General features: G+C 49.6%; 18 protein-coding genes and 6 tRNA genes. 8 read left to right on the forward strand and 16 right to left on the reverse strand.

Translation table 11 applies throughout. The annotated features are described in order from the left end of the window. Positions 1–214 precede the first annotated feature (214 nt). Entirely contained in the window at positions 215–475 is a 261-nt protein-coding gene (locus EH207_RS13010; protein WP_137714374.1) for a YfhL family 4Fe-4S dicluster ferredoxin, read from the forward strand. A gap of 3 nt (positions 476–478) precedes the next feature. Here the strand turns inward: EH207_RS13010 and acpS are convergent, their stop codons facing one another. The 11 genes from acpS to rpoE form a co-directional block, all read right to left on the reverse strand. Further along, positions 479–859 (reverse strand): holo-ACP synthase, encoded by a 381-nt coding sequence (acpS, locus tag EH207_RS13015; RefSeq protein WP_137714375.1) that lies wholly within the window; start codon positions 857–859, stop codon positions 479–481. Further along, positions 859–1,590: a pyridoxine 5'-phosphate synthase gene (pdxJ, locus tag EH207_RS13020; RefSeq protein WP_137714376.1), complete on the reverse strand. Its 732-nt coding sequence runs from the start codon at positions 1,588–1,590 to the stop codon at positions 859–861. Before pdxJ ends, acpS begins: the two co-directional genes overlap by 1 nt. An 81-nt stretch (positions 1,591–1,671) precedes the next feature. Next, complete coding sequence (gene recO, locus EH207_RS13025; RefSeq protein WP_137714377.1) at positions 1,672–2,409, reverse strand: DNA repair protein RecO; 738 nt, start codon at positions 2,407–2,409, stop codon at positions 1,672–1,674. 11 nt (positions 2,410–2,420) lie between these two features. Further along, positions 2,421–3,326: a GTPase Era gene (era, locus tag EH207_RS13030; protein ID WP_137714378.1), complete on the reverse strand. Its 906-nt coding sequence runs from the start codon at positions 3,324–3,326 to the stop codon at positions 2,421–2,423. Beyond that, positions 3,323–4,003 (reverse strand): ribonuclease III, encoded by a 681-nt coding sequence (gene rnc, locus EH207_RS13035; RefSeq protein WP_137714379.1) that lies wholly within the window; start codon positions 4,001–4,003, stop codon positions 3,323–3,325. The genes era and rnc overlap by 4 nt, the downstream gene beginning before the upstream one ends. 191 nt (positions 4,004–4,194) lie before the next feature. Further along, positions 4,195–5,145, reverse strand: a complete 951-nt coding sequence (gene lepB, locus EH207_RS13040) for a signal peptidase I (protein ID WP_137714380.1) — start codon at positions 5,143–5,145, stop codon at positions 4,195–4,197. Positions 5,146–5,161: 16 nt separating this feature from the next. Beyond that, on the reverse strand, positions 5,162–6,961 hold the full coding sequence (lepA, locus tag EH207_RS13045) for a translation elongation factor 4 (RefSeq protein WP_137714381.1): 1,800 nt from the start codon (positions 6,959–6,961) through the stop codon (positions 5,162–5,164). A 278-nt stretch (positions 6,962–7,239) separates the two neighbouring features. Further along, complete coding sequence (gene rseC, locus EH207_RS13050) at positions 7,240–7,710, reverse strand: SoxR-reducing system protein RseC (RefSeq protein WP_137714382.1); 471 nt, start codon at positions 7,708–7,710, stop codon at positions 7,240–7,242. Continuing rightward, a complete protein-coding gene (rseB, locus tag EH207_RS13055; RefSeq protein WP_137714383.1) occupies positions 7,710–8,669 on the reverse strand; it encodes a sigma-E factor regulatory protein RseB in 960 nt (319 codons plus the stop codon). The genes rseC and rseB overlap by 1 nt, the downstream gene beginning before the upstream one ends. Next, entirely contained in the window at positions 8,669–9,316 is a 648-nt protein-coding gene (rseA, locus tag EH207_RS13060; protein ID WP_137714384.1) for an anti-sigma-E factor RseA, read from the reverse strand. The genes rseB and rseA overlap by 1 nt, the downstream gene beginning before the upstream one ends. Before the next feature lie 49 nt (positions 9,317–9,365). After that, complete coding sequence (gene rpoE / locus EH207_RS13065; RefSeq protein WP_137714385.1) at positions 9,366–9,941, reverse strand: RNA polymerase sigma factor RpoE; 576 nt, start codon at positions 9,939–9,941, stop codon at positions 9,366–9,368. A gap of 366 nt (positions 9,942–10,307) precedes the next feature. On the opposite strand from rpoE, the gene nadB reads away from it, so the two are divergent. After that, entirely contained in the window at positions 10,308–11,909 is a 1,602-nt protein-coding gene (gene nadB / locus EH207_RS13070; RefSeq protein ID WP_137714386.1) for an L-aspartate oxidase, read from the forward strand. 33 nt (positions 11,910–11,942) lie between these two features. Here nadB and trmN read toward each other — a convergent pair whose 3' ends face one another. Then, on the reverse strand, positions 11,943–12,689 hold the full coding sequence (gene trmN, locus EH207_RS13075; protein WP_137714387.1) for a tRNA(1)(Val) (adenine(37)-N(6))-methyltransferase TrmN: 747 nt from the start codon (positions 12,687–12,689) through the stop codon (positions 11,943–11,945). 133 nt (positions 12,690–12,822) lie between these two features. On the opposite strand from trmN, the gene srmB reads away from it, so the two are divergent. After that, a complete protein-coding gene (gene srmB, locus EH207_RS13080) occupies positions 12,823–14,154 on the forward strand; it encodes an ATP-dependent RNA helicase SrmB (protein WP_137714388.1) in 1,332 nt (443 codons plus the stop codon). Between the two features lie 85 nt (positions 14,155–14,239). Here srmB and grcA read toward each other — a convergent pair whose 3' ends face one another. Beyond that, complete coding sequence (grcA, locus tag EH207_RS13085) at positions 14,240–14,623, reverse strand: autonomous glycyl radical cofactor GrcA (protein ID WP_137714389.1); 384 nt, start codon at positions 14,621–14,623, stop codon at positions 14,240–14,242. A gap of 363 nt (positions 14,624–14,986) precedes the next feature. Between grcA and ung the strand changes: the two genes are divergently transcribed. Beyond that, positions 14,987–15,673: a uracil-DNA glycosylase gene (gene ung / locus EH207_RS13090; RefSeq protein ID WP_137715350.1), complete on the forward strand. Its 687-nt coding sequence runs from the start codon at positions 14,987–14,989 to the stop codon at positions 15,671–15,673. 120 nt (positions 15,674–15,793) lie between these two features. Here ung and EH207_RS13095 read toward each other — a convergent pair. The 3 genes from EH207_RS13095 to gltX all read right to left on the reverse strand — a co-directional run bounded on the left by EH207_RS13095 (position 15,794) and on the right by gltX (position 17,652). Next, a tRNA-Ala gene (locus EH207_RS13095) sits at positions 15,794–15,869 on the reverse strand. 46 nt (positions 15,870–15,915) lie between these two features. Beyond that, positions 15,916–15,991, reverse strand: a tRNA-Ala gene (locus EH207_RS13100). A 245-nt stretch (positions 15,992–16,236) separates the two neighbouring features. After that, on the reverse strand, positions 16,237–17,652 hold the full coding sequence (gene gltX / locus EH207_RS13105) for a glutamate--tRNA ligase (protein WP_137714390.1): 1,416 nt from the start codon (positions 17,650–17,652) through the stop codon (positions 16,237–16,239). 291 nt (positions 17,653–17,943) lie between these two features. Between gltX and EH207_RS13110 the strand changes: the two genes are divergently transcribed. The 4 genes from EH207_RS13110 (at position 17,944) to EH207_RS13125 (ending at position 18,361) form a co-directional block, all read left to right on the forward strand. Next, positions 17,944–18,019: transfer RNA gene (locus EH207_RS13110), tRNA-Val, on the forward strand. A gap of 65 nt (positions 18,020–18,084) precedes the next feature. Continuing rightward, positions 18,085–18,160 (forward strand) — tRNA-Val (locus tag EH207_RS13115). A gap of 42 nt (positions 18,161–18,202) precedes the next feature. After that, positions 18,203–18,278 (forward strand) — tRNA-Val (locus tag EH207_RS13120). A 7-nt stretch (positions 18,279–18,285) separates the two neighbouring features. After that, positions 18,286–18,361 (forward strand) — tRNA-Lys (locus tag EH207_RS13125). Positions 18,362–18,443: the final 82 nt, after the last annotated feature.

Here is an 18,443-nt window from a genome sequence, read left to right on the forward strand (position 1 = left end):
ATCAATTTATAAATCAGCAGATTACAACTTGAGAATCACCGTTTCCCTAGCTGATCTAAACAGTCTAATGAAGAAAAAGAAAACCAATGTAACGAACAGATGGTTATTTTACCCTGTAACTTAACCATCTATTTATCCATGAGTAACGGTTACGCGTGTTTAAACGGTTTCCAAAAGGTATAATCTGCGCCCCGTTTGAAGACAGAAGACTATCATGGCACTACTCATCACCCATAAATGTATCAACTGCGACATGTGTGAACCGGAATGTCCCAATCAGGCCATCTCGATGGGTATGGATATCTATGAAATTAATGCAGACCGATGCACCGAGTGCGTTGGGCATTATGACACACCGACCTGTCAGAAAGTCTGTCCAATTGATAACACCATCATCAAAGATCCTGCACATCTGGAAGGTAATGAGCAACTATGGGAAAAATTCGTCATAATGCACCATGCAGACAGACTGTAAACGCTAGCTTTCAATAATAACCGTGGCACAAGCGTAGCGACGCTCATCCGCCAGGGTTAGGTGCACATATATCACCCCCAGGCGATCCGCAAGCTTCGCTGCGTTGGCGAGAAAACGCAGACAGGGTTTGCCCAGTTCGTCATTGAATACTTCAAACTGAGAAAACGCCAAACCATTGCGGATTCCCGTACCAAGCGCTTTCGCCGCCGCTTCTTTAGCTGCAAAACGTTTAGCGAGAAAACGCGCCGGTTGCTGATGTTGCTGATATTGCAACCACTCCGCATCCGTCAGGATACGGCGTGCCAGACGCTCACCGCTGCGTTCAATCACAGCTTGAATACGAACGACTTCGACAATATCGGTGCCCAATCCAAGAATCGGCATTAACGACGGGCTTCCTTCATCAGTCGTTTCATCTCTGCAACGGCTTCACTGAGTCCACTCATCACCGCACGGCCAATAATGGCGTGGCCAATATTCAATTCATGCATTTCCGGTAAAGCCGCGATCGGCTGGACATTGTGATATGTTAACCCGTGACCGGCATTCACTTTCAGCCCTCTTCCCGCAGCATAGGTTGCCGCATGACGAATACGCTCAAATTCATACCGACGTTCACTGTCGCTGAATGCCTCCGCGTACGCACCAGTGTGTATTTCGATATAAGGCGCACCACTGGTGACAGCAGCATCGATCTGACGTTCATCAGCATCGATAAACAGGGAAACTAAAATACCCGCCTGAGTCAATCTGGCGACAGCGTCATTGATTTTCCCCTGCTGCCCGGCAACATCCAGCCCCCCCTCAGTGGTGACCTCCTGACGCTTTTCCGGCACTAGGCAGCAAAACTGGGGGTGCAGTTCACAGGCAATCCTCAGCATTTCTTCCGTCACGGCCATTTCCAGATTCATGCGGGTTTGGATCGTTTCCCGCAAAATACGTACATCACGATCGGTAATATGACGTCGATCTTCACGCAAGTGTACGGTAATGCCATCCGCCCCCGCCTGTTCAGACATAAACGCGGCCTGAACCGGATCAGGATAGGCCGTTCCACGGGCATTACGCAGGGTGGCGATATGATCGATGTTAACGCCTAGCAATAATTCAGCCATGATAAATCCTCAAAAGAACAAACGCGTAATGCCCCGCAGTTTACACCGATGTGCAGGTTTCTGGGTACATGGGGAGCGGTATTATTTCTCGGAAGAAGACGGTTTGGCTCCCCTTGATGCAGGGACGAACTGACGGAAAAGCTCGCGGCTTTTCAGCGGCTTACCGCCAAGATAGGGCTTTAATGCAATGCGGGTAAAACGTTTTGCCGCCCGCAACGACACCGTATCAGGAAATTCACGTGATGCCAGCGCACGCAGTTCATAACCGGTAAAACTATTGTTATCAATAATTAGGCTGGCGATGAATCCTTTCTCCTCACGATACCGGTACGTCATGGTGTCGGATACCGGTTCTCCACTTCCCGCGCAGTGCAGGAAGTCTACGCCGTAGCCAAGATACTCCAACAGCGCCAGTTCAAAACGGCGCAACGCAGGCTCAGGTGACGCATTCTGAACAGCAAGCTGTTGCAAACATTGAAGATAATCAAAAAAGAGGGCGGAATAATTGGTTTCGTGTTCCAACACACGCGCCAGCAGTTCATTCACATATAAACCGCTATAAAGCATGACGCCGGAAATAGGAAGCGCCAACGACACCGGTTCTGCATTACGCAGGGTTTTCACTTCTCCCCTGCCGCTCCAGCGCACCAGTAAAGGCGTAAAAGGCTGCAAACACCCTTTCAAACTGGAGCGTCGCGCACGAGCGCCTTTTGCCAGTACCCGGACCCGGCCATCGCTTTCACTAAACAAATCCAGCAATAAACTGGTTTCGCTATAAGGTCGCCCATGCAAGACAAATGCGCGTTGCCAGCCTTCCATCGGCAAGGGCCTTACAAATCTTCGCTGTAACCCAGGCTTCTCAGGGCGCGTTCGTCATCCGCCCAACCTGATTTTACTTTTACCCAAAGTTCGAGATGAACTTTAGTCTCAAACATTTGCTCCATATCATGGCGAGCTTCAATGCCGATCGTTTTAATCTTGGCGCCTTTGTTTCCGATGACCATTTTCTTTTGGCCTTCCCGCTCAACCAGGATCAGGCCATTGATGTCATAGCCACCGCGTTCATTGGTCGCAAAACGCTCAATCTCAACCGTTACGGAATAAGGCAGTTCTTCGCCGAGAAAACGCATCAGTTTTTCACGAATGATCTCTGACGCCATGAAACGCTGTGAACGATCGGTGATATAGTCTTCCGGGAAATGGTGATCGGCCTGCCGCAGGTGCTTACGCACAATGCTGGCAATCGTATCGACATTCGTTCCTTTTTCCGCGGAAATCGGCACCACATCCAGAAAACTCATTTGCTGGCTGATAAACTGAATATGCGGTAACAGCTTGGTTTTATCCGTAACGTTATCCACTTTGTTAATTGCCAGCAAAACAGGATGCTTCTGATCTCTGAGCTTGTTCAATACCATCTCGTCATCGGCATTCCAGTGCGTACCTTCCACCACGAAAATGATCAGCTCAACATCGCCAATCGAACTGCTGGCCGCCCGGTTCATCAGACGGTTAATCGCTCGTTTCTCTTCAATGTGCAAACCCGGGGTATCCACATAGATAGCCTGATAGGGGCCTTCGGTATGAATGCCCATTATACGATGACGTGTTGTTTGGGGTTTACGCGACGTAATCGAAATCTTCTGACCCAGCAGTTGATTCAATAAGGTTGATTTACCAACGTTGGGCCGACCAACAATCGCGATAAAACCGCAGTATGTCTGTTCTTCGCTCATTCAAGCTCCAGTTTTTTTAACGCTTGTTCTGCCGCAGCCTGCTCAGCCTTCCGGCGGCTCGACCCCGTACCGACTACCGATTCACTAAAACCACTGACCTGACAGTGGATAGTAAATTCCTGATCGTGCGCTTCACCACGAACCTGGACCACCAGATAGGTTGGCAGCGGTAAGTGACGCCCTTGCAAAAACTCCTGCAACCGCGTTTTGGGATCTTTTTGCTTGTCACCAGGACTAATCTCATCAAGTCGGCTTTGATACCAATTAAGGATCAAACGCTCGATAGTCTGGATGTCGCTGTCGAGAAAAATACCGCCAATCAACGCTTCTACCGTATCGGCGAGAATGGATTCCCGGCGGAAACCCCCGCTCTTTAATTCACCTGGGCCAAGGCGCAAACACTCGCCTAATTCAAATTCACGCGCAATTTCCGCCAACGTATTGCCGCGCACCAGCGTCGCACGCATCCGGCTCATGTCTCCCTCGTCAACTTTGGGGAAACGATGATACAACGCATTTGCGATAACGAAGCTGAGAATGGAATCACCCAGGAACTCGAGTCTTTCGTTGTGCTTGCTGCTGGCACTGCGATGTGTCAGAGCTTGTAACAAAAGCTCATGCTGCTGGAAAGTATAGCCGAGCTTTCTTTGTAGACGATTTATCAAGATGGGGTTCATGTGTTACCAATAGATCAACGAGCGTCAAAAACAGCAGCATACGGAACAGCACTGTATTGCTAGTTTTCAGTCAAAACTGTTTCGTTTGCATTGGCCCCCGGCCGGGAGCCTGCGTTAATGTTTCAAAAATAGTGTTTCGGTAAATATTCTACAACGGACAACATAATAATGCTGCGTGTTTATCGCTTTGATTAATGAATACCACCAATACGGCTCAATCGAACGCCGGTAGGCCATTCACCTTCCTGTTTTTCAAAGCTCATCCAGATCGCCGTTGCTTTACCGACAAGATTTCTTTCTGGAACAAACCCCCAATAACGGCTATCAAGACTATTATCGCGGTTATCTCCCATCATAAAATAATGGCCTGCTGGCACAACCCAGGTCGCAAGCGGCTGCCGGAGTTGCTGATAATACCCGCCCAATTGGTCCTGCACGCCCGGAACGACCAGAATGTTATGCGTCAGGTTGCCCAGAGATTCCTTACGAACGCCCATACGGACACCGTCGGCATTATTTTCACTCTGCGGAATCTGATAAAAACCGCTTCGCGATTCCAGGTTAGGCTGATCAAACGTCTGAACAAAGTCACTGGGCCGCACATTGTCGTAGGTCACGGTCAGCGCTTTATCGCAACGTTGCGAACCATCGCAGGCAGGGTAAATGGTCACCTGCTTGCTCATCGGGTTATAACTGACGCGGTCGCCCGGTAGGCCAACCACACGCTTGATAAAATCAACCTTTGGATCGGACGGGTATTTAAATACCACCACATCACCACGTTTCGGATGGCCGGTTTCAACTAATGTTTGCTGAGTAAAAGGCTCTTTAATACCGTATGCAAATTTCTCTACCAGTATAAAATCACCAATCAGCAACGTTGGCATCATTGAGCCAGACGGTATTTGAAAGGGTTCATAAATGAATGAACGCACCACTAACACCAACGCAACGACCGGAAATATCGATGCGACCGTTTCAATCCATCCAGGTTGTGCTGCTGATTTTGACAGCGCAGCCTGCTCATCCGATACCACTAATTTTTTCCGACGTGCAGGCGCCCACATAAAGCGTTCCAAACACCAGACGATACCCGTAACAAGCGTCACCAATGCCAAAATCACGGCAAACATATTGGCCATTCCAACTCCTCAGGATTTATTTGTTGTCTTTACCGACGTGCAAAATGGCCAGGAATGCTTCCTGCGGTAACTCAACATTACCCACCTGTTTCATACGCTTCTTACCTTCTTTCTGTTTCTGTAACAGTTTCTTCTTACGGCTGACATCACCGCCATAGCATTTCGCCAATACGTTCTTACGCAGTTGCTTAACCGTAGAGCGAGCAATAATGTGATTGCCGATGGCCGCCTGGATCGCAATATCAAACTGTTGACGCGGAATGAGATCTTTCATTTTTTCCACCAGATCACGGCCACGGTACTGAGAATTGTCCCGGTGCGTAATCAGCGCCAGCGCATCAACGCGTTCGCCGTTAATCAACACGTCTACGCGTACCATGTCAGAAGCCTGGAAACGCTTGAAGCTGTAATCCAGCGAGGCATAGCCGCGGGATGTTGATTTCAAGCGGTCAAAGAAGTCGAGAACCACTTCCGCCATCGGAATTTCATACGTCAGCGCCACCTGATTGCCGTGATAAACCATGTTTGTCTGTACACCACGTTTTTCGATGCACAGTGTAATGACGTTGCCCAGAAATTCCTGCGGCATCAACATATGACACTCAGCAATAGGTTCGCGCAGTTCCTGAATATTATTCAGCGGCGGCAGTTTGGAAGGACTATCCACATGAACCGTTTCACCGGCGGTTGTTTCTACTTCATAGACAACCGTCGGTGCCGTGGTGATCAGATCGAGATCATATTCGCGCTCCAGACGCTCCTGAATGATCTCCATGTGCAACAGACCGAGGAAGCCACAACGGAAACCAAAACCCAGTGCTGTAGAGCTTTCCGGTTCATAAAACAGGGAAGCATCGTTCAGACTCAGTTTACCCAACGCGTCACGGAAGGCTTCATAATCATCGGAGCTGATTGGGAAGAGGCCCGCATAAACCTGGGGTTTCACTTTCTTAAAGCCCGGCAGCGCTTTCTCCGCAGACTGACGAGCCAGCGTCAGGGTATCGCCAACCGGCGCGCCGAGAATATCTTTGATGGCGCAGACTAACCAGCCCACTTCACCGCAGTTCAGCACATCGCGATCAACGCGCTTAGGCGTAAAAATCCCTAAACGATCGGCGTTATAGACTTGACCTGTGCTCATCACCTTAATCTTGTCTCCTTTACGCATGGTGCCATTTTTAATACGGACCAACGAGACAACACCCAGGTAGTTATCAAACCAGGAGTCAATAATCAGCGCCTGTAGCGGCGCCTCTGCGCTGCCTTCAGGCGGCGGAACATCACGTACCAAACGTTCCAATACTTCCGGCACACCGACGCCCGTTTTCGCTGAGCAGCGAACCGCATCCGTCGCATCAATACCCACAATGTCTTCAATTTCCTGAGCAACCCGATCCGGATCGGCGGCAGGCAGGTCGATTTTGTTCAGAACCGGCACCACTTCCAGATCCATATCCAGCGCGGTATAGCAGTTCGCCAGCGTCTGCGCTTCAACCCCCTGACCGGCATCAACCACCAGCAACGCCCCCTCGCAGGCCGCCAGTGAGCGAGAAACTTCATAGGAGAAGTCAACGTGTCCGGGAGTATCAATGAAATTTAACTGATAGGTTTGACCATCTTGCGCTTTATAATCCAATGTCACGCTTTGTGCTTTGATCGTAATACCGCGTTCGCGTTCCAACTCCATGGAGTCCAGAACCTGCGCAGCCATTTCGCGTTCGCTTAAACCGCCGCAAATCTGGATAATACGGTCGGATAATGTCGACTTACCGTGGTCGATATGGGCAATAATGGAGAAATTTCGTATGTGCTTCATTATAAAAATTTTTCTACCTTGATATTTCTGAAATTCTTGCCGGTGGGCATGCGCACTGGGTGAAAACTTCCGCGATGTTACTCCACCCGAATCGCAGCATTCTACATGTCAGAAGAGCGAAAACCTAGTCATGTCCAGTGCATTGCCATTGATTATGGCGGTTTTATTCACTATGGCGGAGGAGCAAGGCAAAAGAAGAAAATAAACGGATGATAATTGGTGAGAACCTTAGAGATAATCAAGACGAGTCAACAAAGTCATAAGTCATAAATAAGGCGCTACGATTGGGGAAGCGATTTGATTTGCAGGAACTCGCCGGGTAACGCAATTTGCAGGATAACAGGTTCATAATAATTATTTTTGCCTGCCCGCTTAGCCCAATGTTTTACCAATACAAAAACCAGCGCTCCGCCGATAAATGCCCCGATAATAGCAGACAACTCACTGCCCAAAAACATCTGAAACAACGCCGAACCGATAAGCAGCCCCAGCAAAGGCAAAAAATAAACCATCACTGCGGAACGCAACAAACTGGCTTCGGCAATGCCCAATTCAATTCGCTGCCCTGACTCAAGCGGTTGCGCGCAAGGCACCGTCAGGAGATGTTCGGCAGACGCACCAAGCTGATTCAGCAACCCCGTGCCACAGGTAGACCGGGATTTACAGCTTCCACATCCTGAACTCTGGTCACAACGCAGGACAGCCATGCCATCCTGCCATGATACAACCGTCGCCCACTCTTTAATCATTACTGCGCCTTCTGGATAATATTGTCTGCAATACGTTTAGCCGTGTCGGGGGGTATCTCTCCGACCACCGTGATCTCGTTATTATTACGGATTTCCGTATATATTGAGCGTCTTCCGTTACGTATTGCCTGTTCGGGGCGTACTTCAGGAACAGGGCTGACATTAATCGAAAAACTGAACAAACCGTCACTGTATAAACGCATCTCAATGGGAAGATTGCTCCCCGGCAGTATTCTGCGACTATGCGAAATTTCTTTCATCCCTACAGGCAGCCACTCCGCACTCCAGGCGAAATTGTCATTTTCCGGCGTTGGAGCGGGTAATGAAGGGGGCAAGTCAACCTTATCCAAAGGCCGCAAGGCTTCTACGATCTCATCGTTGATGATCAGCGAAGTCGCCAAAAATTGCTCCAGACGCTCGCCATTTCGATCCTGTAGATCAATCCGCAAAGGCAATTTGGACTGGGCGTCAATCCAGACGGCATAGCTATATCGCGTCGCATCCCTGGAGATGATCCGAATACCCACAGCCAGACGATCGGCGATACGTACCCGTCCGTCCGCAGGAACGAAATCGTAAAACATGGCCAGCTTTTTGAAATCTGCATAAACCAAGGCCGGCAACGAGTCAACAATGTGATCCCCCACCAGCGTGAAGGGCTCAAGTCCGGAATCAAAATAGCTGATTTCATTACCACGCTGTACGATTTCACGCCTTGGCCCATCCATCAGAACAAGCTGCGCCAAAGAACGATTATTCAGTCTGGCGTGACGGTATCTGACCGACTCGAATCCTTGCTGGGTGATGTTAATAAAAGAGAGTTCGTAATTTAATGAGCGACTGGCGCTGTTCATCTGTTGCAACAACGCCCCGGACTCAGTTTGAGTCTGAGCCGGGGCGATGGTGGAATAGAACAAACTGCCAATCAGCACACAGGCGGCAAACAAGACACGCTTCATTACCGAGGCTGAGTTCCTAATGATTGAGTTCCAGGGACCTGAATGGCGGCTTGCTGATCGTCATGCTGCTGAACCTGTTCTGCATGTAACCGGCGCTGTAATTCATAGTCCTGCAAAATAGCATTGAGCCGGTTACGCTGCGCGTCGGGCTTTTGCTGTCCGTTAGGGGCGGACACGCTGTCTGACGGAGCGCCCAGGCTGACCGGAGAGGCGGTTCCCAACGCGGGCAATGTGCGGAACAAGGCAGACTCGCTTGTTCCTTCGGAAACACTCGAACTATTATAACTTTGAACGCCGACAATCACGGCCAGCGACACACAGGCGGCAACGCCAACCTGAGTCAACTGATTCGCCCAGGGACGAACTTTGTGCCAAAACGCCATCTGAGGCCAAAAAGCAGGGTGTGGCTGGGATTCGGGCTGCGCCTGCGGGAACAGGCGAACCGGTTCTTTTTCAATTGCAGCGGCAACACAGGAGGCGATATCCAGATGAACTACTTTTTCATCAATATCACCACGCAGCGTATCGCGGATTAGATGATAACTTTGCCAACTTTGCTGTAGCTTGTCATCACGTGACAAGACATTCAGCAGTTCAGAATCGACTGCCTCACCATCCATTAAAGCGGAAAGCTTCTCTTTCTGCATACCGATACCCTTACCTTGTCAAATCCATCATTAATCATGCGAATAGTCGCTAGCGCTGAATAAGCGGTTGTACTTTATTATCAATTGCTTCCCGTGCCCGGAAGATGCGAGAACGAACAGTGCCGACGGGACAATCCATAATCACGGCTATCTCTTCGTAACTCAATCCATCTAATTCGCGCAGCGTAATCGCCAATCGCAAATCTTCCGGTAAAGACTCAATAGTACGAAAAACGATACTTCTCAACTCCTCTGACAACATTAAATTCTCAGGGTTCGAAATTTCTTTTAAAGCGCCCGCATTTTCATAGTTTTCAGCATCATTGGCATCAATGTCGCTGGGAGGGGGACGCCGCCCCTGAGCTACCAGATAGTTTTTCGCAGTATTGACGGCAATACGATACAGCCACGTATAAAACGCACTATCGCCACGAAATGATTCCAACGCGCGATATGCTTTGATGAACGATTCCTGCACCACGTCAGGCACATCCCCTTGGGGCACATAACGCGACACCAGACTCGCTACCTTATGCTGGTAACGAACGACCAGCAAATTAAACGATTTTTGGTCGCCTTTCTGGACTCGCTCGACCAGAACCTGATCTGCCAGCTGCTCACTCATCCGAGGTAATATCTCCTCAAACCGTTCTCCACGCGTAAAATAGTACTGCCAGCCATATTTAAGTTATACCTGAGCAAGCTTAGCTTAGAGCCAACACCCGGCATAAAGTTCCCTGTAATCATTTTTTCTTCGGTGACGATCTCTTTATCACCTTCGAATGCAGAAACCGGCACCATCCATTTTTTGTATTTATCAGAAAAATATAAAAAACGATCATACGATAAATTCCATGCATTAGCACGGCTCCCGCCATCCTGACGCCCGGTATTTATACATCTTTACAGGGTTGAAAAATCAATACATGAATAAATCATTGGGTGATACCATCAAATCTCCTCTTCTTTCTTGCATCAATGGCACCTGAACATGCAACCGACCGTAGAACACTCCTGTGATGTATTAATCATCGGCAGCGGCGCTGCCGGGCTTTCCCTTGCCCTTCGCCTTTCCTCTGAGGCAAACGTTACCGTTCTCAGCAAAGGTCCGCTTAATGAAGGCTCGACGTTTTATGCTCAGGGCGGAATTGCGGCTGTTTTCGATGAAACCGACAGTATCGACTCGCATATTGAAGACACGCTAATCGCGGGCGATGGTTTGTGCGAACGTGAAACCGTCGAATTCATCGCCGGTAATGCCAAACACTGTGTACAGTGGCTAATCGAACAAGGCGTACTGTTCGATACCGAAACCAATACCAGCGGTGAAGAACGTTATCATCTTACACGTGAAGGTGGACATAGCCACCGCAGGATCCTGCATGCCGCCGATGCAACGGGGAAAGAAGTTGAAAATACACTGGTCGGCAAGGTACTGGCGCATCCGAATATCCGCATCATGGAGCGCTGTAACGCCGTTGACTTGATCACCTCCAATAAACTGGGGCTGCCCGGTACGCGGCGTATTGTCGGGGCTTATATCTGGAACCGCGAACGGGAAATCGTGGAATCCTGCCGGGCGAAAACCGTGGTTCTGGCTACCGGAGGCGCCTCCAAAGTCTATCAGTACACCACCAACCCGGATATTTCATCCGGCGACGGTATTGCTATGGCCTGGCGTGCTGGCTGCCGGGTGGCAAACCTCGAATTCAACCAGTTCCACCCGACCTGTTTATTCCATCCGCAGGCGCGTAACTTTCTGCTGACGGAAGCGTTACGTGGCGAAGGTGCTCGCTTGAAGCGTCCTGACGGCAGTCGCTTCATGCCGGACTTCGACGCCAGAGGTGAACTGGCCCCGCGTGATGTGGTTGCCAGAGCAATCGACCATGAGATGAAACGCCTCGGTGCAGACTGCATGTATCTGGATATCAGTCATAAGCCGGCGGAATTCATCAAACAACACTTTCCAACCATCTATGAAAAGCTGTTATCGCTGGGCATCGATTTGACCCAGGAGCCGATTCCTATCGTTCCTGCTGCACACTATACCTGCGGTGGCGTTATGGTCGACCAGCATGGGCGTACCGATCTTGACGGATTATATGCGATTGGCGAGGTCAGCTATACCGGTCTGCATGGCGCCAACCGCATGGCATCAAACTCACTATTAGAGTGTCTGGTGTATGGCTGGTCGGCGGCAGAAGACATTCTGCAACGTCTGCCGCAGATAAAACCCATCAAAAAACTGCCCGAATGGGATGAAAGCCAGGTCGATAACTCGGACGAACAGGTTGTGATTCAGCACAACTGGCATGAGTTACGTCTGTTCATGTGGGATTATGTCGGTATCGTCCGAACCACTAAACGACTAGAACGGGCACGGCGGCGCGTCATCATGCTGCAACAGGAAATTGATGAGTATTACGCCCATTTTCGCATTTCCAATAACCTGCTGGAGTTACGTAATTTGGTTCAGGTTGCCGAGTTGATTATACGCTGCGCGCTGGAAAGAAAAGAAAGCCGCGGGCTGCACTATACGCTGGATTACCCAGAACAGTTCGATGCGCCACAGCCCACCATTCTGATGCCCTAACACCACCTCATTTATGTAGACGCCGACAGACGTCTACATAAACAAATAAAAGTTTTTTGTCAGATACCGAAAATCGGCAGAATAGCGATTGTCAGTATCGCGGATCGCCAGCGGTTGTACCAGGCAATCTCCGGGCTGGAGGGATAATGCCAGTAATACGCGATGTGCGGGCCGCGCATTGAATTCACTCACCGCAATACGTTGGCGAACAAACCAACCATACTGCTGCGCCAACGGCGCGAAACCTTCCGCAATCTGAACCGGCAGCACCACACAAAATATCCCGTCTGCGGCAATCAGCCGCCGAGCACAGTCGAGCAGGACTTCATGCGTCAGTGACGTGGTATAACGGGCCTGAGTACGCGGCTCGCCTGCACAGGCGACGCCCGGCGGGAAATAAGGCGGATTACTGACAATCAGCGAATAGGCGTTCTCACTGGCGGCGGCGAAATTCACAATGTCGTCAGCATAAACGCACATACGATCGGCCCACGGGGACGCCACGATATTCTCCAAAGCTTGCCGAGCTGCCGACGTCTCCCGCTCAACGGCATCGATATGAACATCGCTACCCGTGCGCTGCGCCAGCATCAGCGCAATCAATCCCGAACCGCAACCGATATCCAGTATGCGTTGCACGCCAGATACCGGCGCCCAGGCTCCCAGCAAAATGCCATCAGTACCGACTTTCATGGCACAGCGGTCGTGCGCCACAAAAAATTGCTTGAAGGTAAATCCATCTCGACGCAATGTCGGTTTATTATCAGAACAATAACTCATTATGGACGGTTCCCGACTAAAACCGCCGTAGCATAAGTTAATCCTCAATACAGTAAAAGCGCCGTTGTCTGTTTAAACAGGTGAAGAACCCAGCTAATGCGTCTATAATCAGCGCCCCAAACAGAGGTAGACCATGACTGCAACAAATTTTTCCGAGCTTGATCTTGATGACAGCCTGTTAGACGCACTGCGTGATATGGGTTATGAACGCCCGACAGCCATCCAACTGGCAGCCATACCACCCGCAATGGACGGTCGTGATGTGCTGGGCTCCGCCCCGACAGGCACCGGTAAAACCGCAGCGTATCTGCTACCGGTTTTACAGCATCTTTTAGATTTTCCTCGAAAAAAATCCGGGCCGCCTCGTATTTTGATCCTGACGCCAACCCGTGAACTCGCCATGCAGGTCGCTGACCAGGCACGCGCAATGGCAGCGCATACTCGTTTGGATATTGCGACGATTACCGGCGGAGTGGCGTACATGAACCACGCGGAAGTCTTCAGCGAAAATCAGGATTTGGTCGTTGCGACAACGGGCCGCCTGCTACAGTACATAAAAGAAGAAAATTTTGACTGCCGCGCCGTTGAAACGCTGATTCTGGATGAAGCTGACAGAATGTTGGACATGGGATTCGCCCAGGATATCGAACACATTGCCGGTGAAACCCGCTGGCGCAAGCAAACGTTGTTGTTTTCCGCGACGCTGGAAGGCGAGACGATTAAAGATTTTGCCGAGCGTCTGTTGAATGATCCTGTCGAGGTGGAGGCCGATCCCTCTCGCCGGGAACGCAAAAAAATTCTGCAATGGTATTACCGTGCTGACGACATCAAACACAAAATCGCCCTGCTCTGCCACCAGTTGAAGCAACCGGATGTGACGCGCTCGATTATTTTTGTTCGCAAACGCGAGCGCGTTCATGAGCTGGTAGCCTGGCTACGTGATGCAGGGATTACCGTCTGCTATCTCGAAGGTGAAATGGTGCAGGCCAAACGCAATGAAGCAATCAAACGCCTGAGCGAAGGCCGGGTAAACGTGCTGGTTGCCACCGATGTCGCCGCTCGCGGCATCGACATCAACGATGTCAGCCATGTATTTAACTTTGACCTGCCGCGAACGGCGGATACCTATCTCCATCGCATCGGACGAACTGGTCGCGCAGGACGCAAAGGTTGCGCAATCTCTTTCGTCGAAGCACACGACCATCTGCTGCTCGGCAAGATCTCCCGTTATTTAAATGAACCGCTGAAACCCAGAATCGTTGATGAGCTGCGGCCGGCAACCAAAGCGCCCAATGCAAAAGCTACCGGAAAACCATCGAAGAAAGCGTTGGCCAAACGAAAAGAGAAAAAAGAGCAGGATAAGGAAAAAGCTAAAGTAAGGGTGAAAGTGCGCCACCGCGATAGTAAAAACATCGGTAAGCGCCGCCAGCCAGCGAAAAAAGCGGATGAATCAACTAACGAATAACGCACGTTTGTTAAGAATGCGCTAACGTAAAAGGGAGCCTTTTCTGGCTCCCTTTGAATTTTCTTGAGTAAAACGAAATAGAGACTTACAGACTTTCGGTAAAAGTACGCGTTATGACATCGCGTTGTTGTTCTGGCGTCAAAGAGTTAAAACGCACAGCATAGCCGGAAACACGGATAGTCAACTGTGGATATTTTTCAGGATGCTTAACCGCATCTTCCAGCGTTTCACGACGCAGAACGTTGACATTCAGGTGTTGTCCACCTTCAACGCGTACTTCCGGTTTAATTTCCAGCGGTACTTCACGATATTCGATCTGGCCCAGATCGCTTACTGGAACAATCTGATCTTCGTTATAAACGGATTTTGCACAAACACAACGTGCCTGGGATTTTTCTTCGTCCAGCAACCAAAATGAATTGATCAGAGCGCTGTTGTTTGCCTTGGTGATTTGAATACCAGTAACCATTATTGCCTCCGTAAAACGGCGTGTAATATCTTAATTGAAAATCGGTATCAGTAACATACTGCCGTTAGTATTTAACATTTGAATAAAATCAACTGAATCTGATTCTTTATATACCAGTACAAGGATGGGCAATCTTTGATTTAAATCAACCCAAAAGCCAGCAGATATCAAGCGATTAATATAATTTATTGTTTTATATCAAATTTAACAATCATCTGTGCTAAAAATATTTTTGTAAATTTTAAATTTTTTTTCAAAAACAACCGATAGCTATGTCTCTCTTCTATCTTTCCGATTTTACCTCTGCACAATTGAACGGTAAGCTATTGGCAGCAAATTCACCCTATGGACAGAGAGTGCATGATGACGACTTCCCTAACCTGGCATGACGTACTGGCGCAAGAAAAAAGGCAACCTTATTTTATTAATACGCTTGAATTTGTTGGCAAAGAACGCGCAGCCGGAAAGACCATTTATCCCCCACAGAAAGATGTGTTTAACGCATTCCGGTTTACCGAACTGCATCAGGTTAAAGTTGTCATTCTGGGTCAGGACCCGTATCACGGCCCCAACCAGGCACATGGATTATCCTTTTCCGTTCGGCCCGGTATTCCGGCGCCACCGTCGCTGGTGAATATCTATAAAGAGTTGGCCACTGACATCCCAGGGTTTGAGATCCCCCATCATGGCTTTCTGCAAAGTTGGGCTGAACAAGGCGTCTTACTGCTCAATACCGTGTTGACGGTTGAAGCAGGACACGCGCATTCACACGCCAATTTGGGTTGGGAAACCTTTACCGACCGTGTAATTGCGGCATTGAATGAAAACCGGGAAGGCATTGTCTTTTTACTATGGGGTTCCCATGCGCAGAAAAAAGGCAGCATTATTGACGGTCAGCGGCACCATATATTGAAGGCTCCACACCCCTCCCCGTTATCAGCACATCGTGGATTTTTTGGATGTAAACATTTTTCTCAAGCTAATCAGTTTATCGAAAAACAAGGTTTAACTCCGATTGATTGGACACCACGTCTATCTGAAACCGCGTAGTGTAATAAAAAACTGTCTGCCTTCGTGACAGGAGGCAGTAAAATTGTGTTTTTTAAATGTAAGTTTACAGATAGCGTTCGGAAATGATAATTCAGGGAGTGTAGAACAAGGATTCTGATTTGGTGGAGCTAAGCGGGATCGAACCGCTGACCTCTTGCATGCCATGCAAGCGCTCTCCCAGCTGAGCTATAGCCCCACATATGTGGAATGTTCGTCATATTGAAAACCAAACCGTCAAGGTTTGGTGGAGCTAAGCGGGATCGAACCGCTGACCTCTTGCATGCCATGCAAGCGCTCTCCCAGCTGAGCTATAGCCCCGTCTCTTACAGCCCCCTGTTAGATAGGGTTCCGTGGGAACGGGTCGCATAATATGAAACCCGCTTAACAGTGTCAACGGCTAAATCTTTTTATGCGGCCAACCGCTGAAAAAGCCGCCAAACACCCGCAGCCATTCAAAGTAAAGGAGTAATAAGCGCACCAGGCGCCGTACATTTTTACCATTAAAAACCCCGGAGGGTCCGGGGCTAGGATTTTATTTTTGACGACGGGTTCGGCGAAAGCGATTATTGCTGAGCCTCGCGATCGGCAATGAACGCCAGTGCCTTATCAATACGCGCCAGAGCACGTTGTTGCCCTATTGCTTTTACGGTCACATCAACGCCTGGAGACTGGCCCGCGCCCGTAACGGCCACGCGCAGCGGCATACCAACCTTGCCCATTCCCTGTCCCAGTTCATCGGCCGTTCCCTGAATGGCATGATGGATATTTTCCGCCGTCCAGTCAGTGATATCTGCCAGCTTCGCGCGCACCCGTTCCAGAGGCTGACGAGCAACCGGACGTAAATGTTTCTTCGCGGCGTCGGGGTCGAACTGATCAAAATCTTCGTAGAAATAGCGGCATGAAGCCGCGATTTCTTTTAGCGTTTTACACCGCTCTCCAAGCAGTGTCACGAGTTCGCTCAGTTGCGGCCCCATGCGGGTATCGATACCGGCCTGCTCGATGTGCCATGACAGGTGGGTTGCCACGTATTCCGCGGGGAGATGATTAATATAGTGGTGATTCAGCCACTGTAGTTTTTCCGTATTGAAAGCGCTGGCCGATTTACTGACCGCATCCAATGAAAACAGGTTTTTCATCTCGTCAACCGAGAAAATCTCCTGATCGCCGGAGGACCACCCCAAACGAACCAGATAATTGAGCAAGGCTTCAGGCAGATAACCATCATCACGGTACTGCATCACACCGACCGCGCCATGACGCTTGGACAGTTTCTTACCATCGTCACCCAAAATCATGGAAACGTGCGCATATTCCGGTACTGGCGCACCCAACGCTTTCAAGATATTGATTTGGCGCGGCGTATTGTTGATATGATCTTCACCACGAATCACATGGGTGATTTCCATATCCCAGTCATCAATCACCACGCAGAAGTTATAGGTCGGTGAACCATCGGTACGACGGATGATCAAGTCATCCAGTTCCTGATTACTGAATTCAATCGGCCCACGGATACGGTCATTAAAAATAACGGAACCATGCTGCGGATTACGAAAACGCACCACATGCGGTTCATTATCGGCATGATGTTCATGGGAGTCACGGCAGTGACCGTCATAGCGCGGCTTCTCACCGTTTTCCATCTGCTGCTCGCGCAATGCGTCCAGACGTTCTTTTGAGCAGTAGCATCTATAGGCCGTATCGTTTTCCAGCATCTGATCGATAACCGCGTTATAACGGTCGAAACGTTTGGTCTGATAGTACGGGCCTTCGTCCCAGTCCAGATTCAGCCAGCTCATACCATCCATAATGGCGTCGATCGCTTCCTGGGTAGAACGTTCCAGATCCGTATCTTCAATACGCAGAACAAACTCACCGCCCTGATGACGGGCAAACAGCCAGGAATAAAGTGCGGTACGGGCACCGCCGACATGCAGATAACCAGTTGGACTGGGTGCGAAACGGGTTTTGATTTTCATTTGGGATTGAAGCCTTATTACGCGACGGCTGCCGGCGAATACCGACATGAGTTCAGATAACAACAGTGGGGAGCATTCTATCATTCTGCCCCGAATCCTCAACGCTGTAACTTGTCACACCTGTGTTTATTAAACCGGATATCCGTTGATTACCCGCAGATTTGAATAAGGAAACGGCGCCAGTCGCCAGAAATATAGCGTCCTGACTAATTTTACAACGAACACACGCTTTAGTTTTAAAAAGCGTTGACTCACTTTCAACTATCCCTATAATGCGACTCCACACAGCGAGGGTGATTAGCTCAGCTGGGAGAGCACCTCCCTTACAAGGAGGGGGTCGGCGGTTCGATCCCGTCATCACCCACCACTATTTTGAATGCCGCGTTGTGTGAGAAGTAAATTTTACTGTGTGAAACAGGAAGATTTGAGATTGGGTGATTAGCTCAGCTGGGAGAGCACCTCCCTTACAAGGAGGGGGTCGGCGGTTCGATCCCGTCATCACCCACCAATCTCATACCAGCTGTTTTCCTGTTTGATGAAGTACAGAAGTGGGTGATTAGCTCAGCTGGGAGAGCACCTCCCTTACAAGGAGGGGGTCGGCGGTTCGATCCCGTCATCACCCACCACTTCTGCGGGTCGTTAGCTCAGTCGGTAGAGCAGTTGACTTTTAATCAATTGGTCGCAGGTTCGAATCCTGCACGACCCACCAATTCCCCAGAGTATCCCCACCCTGAAGTCGATCCACCCTGAAATAAATCTACCTGAATTTGTATCTCAAGAAGCGTCATGCC

Source organism: Brenneria rubrifaciens, assembly GCF_005484945.1.
GTDB lineage: Bacteria > Pseudomonadota > Gammaproteobacteria > Enterobacterales > Enterobacteriaceae > Brenneria > Brenneria rubrifaciens.

What these genes read in the sequence shown, in the direction of transcription:
- era (WP_137714378.1), bottom strand. Translation starts at nt 3,326, where the DNA reads ATGAGCGAAGAACAGACATACTGCGGTTTTATCGCGATTGTTGGTCGG.
- pdxJ (WP_137714376.1), bottom strand. Translation starts at nt 1,590, where the DNA reads ATGGCTGAATTATTGCTAGGCGTTAACATCGATCATATCGCCACCCTG.
- srmB (WP_137714388.1), top strand. Translation starts at nt 12,823, where the DNA reads ATGACTGCAACAAATTTTTCCGAGCTTGATCTTGATGACAGCCTGTTA.
- gltX (WP_137714390.1), bottom strand. Translation starts at nt 17,652, where the DNA reads ATGAAAATCAAAACCCGTTTCGCACCCAGTCCAACTGGTTATCTGCAT.
- lepA (WP_137714381.1), bottom strand. Translation starts at nt 6,961, where the DNA reads ATGAAGCACATACGAAATTTCTCCATTATTGCCCATATCGACCACGGT.
- trmN (WP_137714387.1), bottom strand. Translation starts at nt 12,689, where the DNA reads ATGAGTTATTGTTCTGATAATAAACCGACATTGCGTCGAGATGGATTT.
- rnc (WP_137714379.1), bottom strand. Translation starts at nt 4,003, where the DNA reads ATGAACCCCATCTTGATAAATCGTCTACAAAGAAAGCTCGGCTATACT.
- lepB (WP_137714380.1), bottom strand. Translation starts at nt 5,145, where the DNA reads ATGGCCAATATGTTTGCCGTGATTTTGGCATTGGTGACGCTTGTTACG.
- recO (WP_137714377.1), bottom strand. Translation starts at nt 2,409, where the DNA reads ATGGAAGGCTGGCAACGCGCATTTGTCTTGCATGGGCGACCTTATAGC.
- EH207_RS13010 (WP_137714374.1), top strand. Translation starts at nt 215, where the DNA reads ATGGCACTACTCATCACCCATAAATGTATCAACTGCGACATGTGTGAA.
- rseC (WP_137714382.1), bottom strand. Translation starts at nt 7,710, where the DNA reads ATGATTAAAGAGTGGGCGACGGTTGTATCATGGCAGGATGGCATGGCT.
- nadB (WP_137714386.1), top strand. Translation starts at nt 10,308, where the DNA reads ATGCAACCGACCGTAGAACACTCCTGTGATGTATTAATCATCGGCAGC.
- grcA (WP_137714389.1), bottom strand. Translation starts at nt 14,623, where the DNA reads ATGGTTACTGGTATTCAAATCACCAAGGCAAACAACAGCGCTCTGATC.
- rseA (WP_137714384.1), bottom strand. Translation starts at nt 9,316, where the DNA reads ATGCAGAAAGAGAAGCTTTCCGCTTTAATGGATGGTGAGGCAGTCGAT.
- ung (WP_137715350.1), top strand. Translation starts at nt 14,987, where the DNA reads ATGACGACTTCCCTAACCTGGCATGACGTACTGGCGCAAGAAAAAAGG.
- acpS (WP_137714375.1), bottom strand. Translation starts at nt 859, where the DNA reads ATGCCGATTCTTGGATTGGGCACCGATATTGTCGAAGTCGTTCGTATT.
- rpoE (WP_137714385.1), bottom strand. Translation starts at nt 9,941, where the DNA reads ATGAGTGAGCAGCTGGCAGATCAGGTTCTGGTCGAGCGAGTCCAGAAA.
- rseB (WP_137714383.1), bottom strand. Translation starts at nt 8,669, where the DNA reads ATGAAGCGTGTCTTGTTTGCCGCCTGTGTGCTGATTGGCAGTTTGTTC.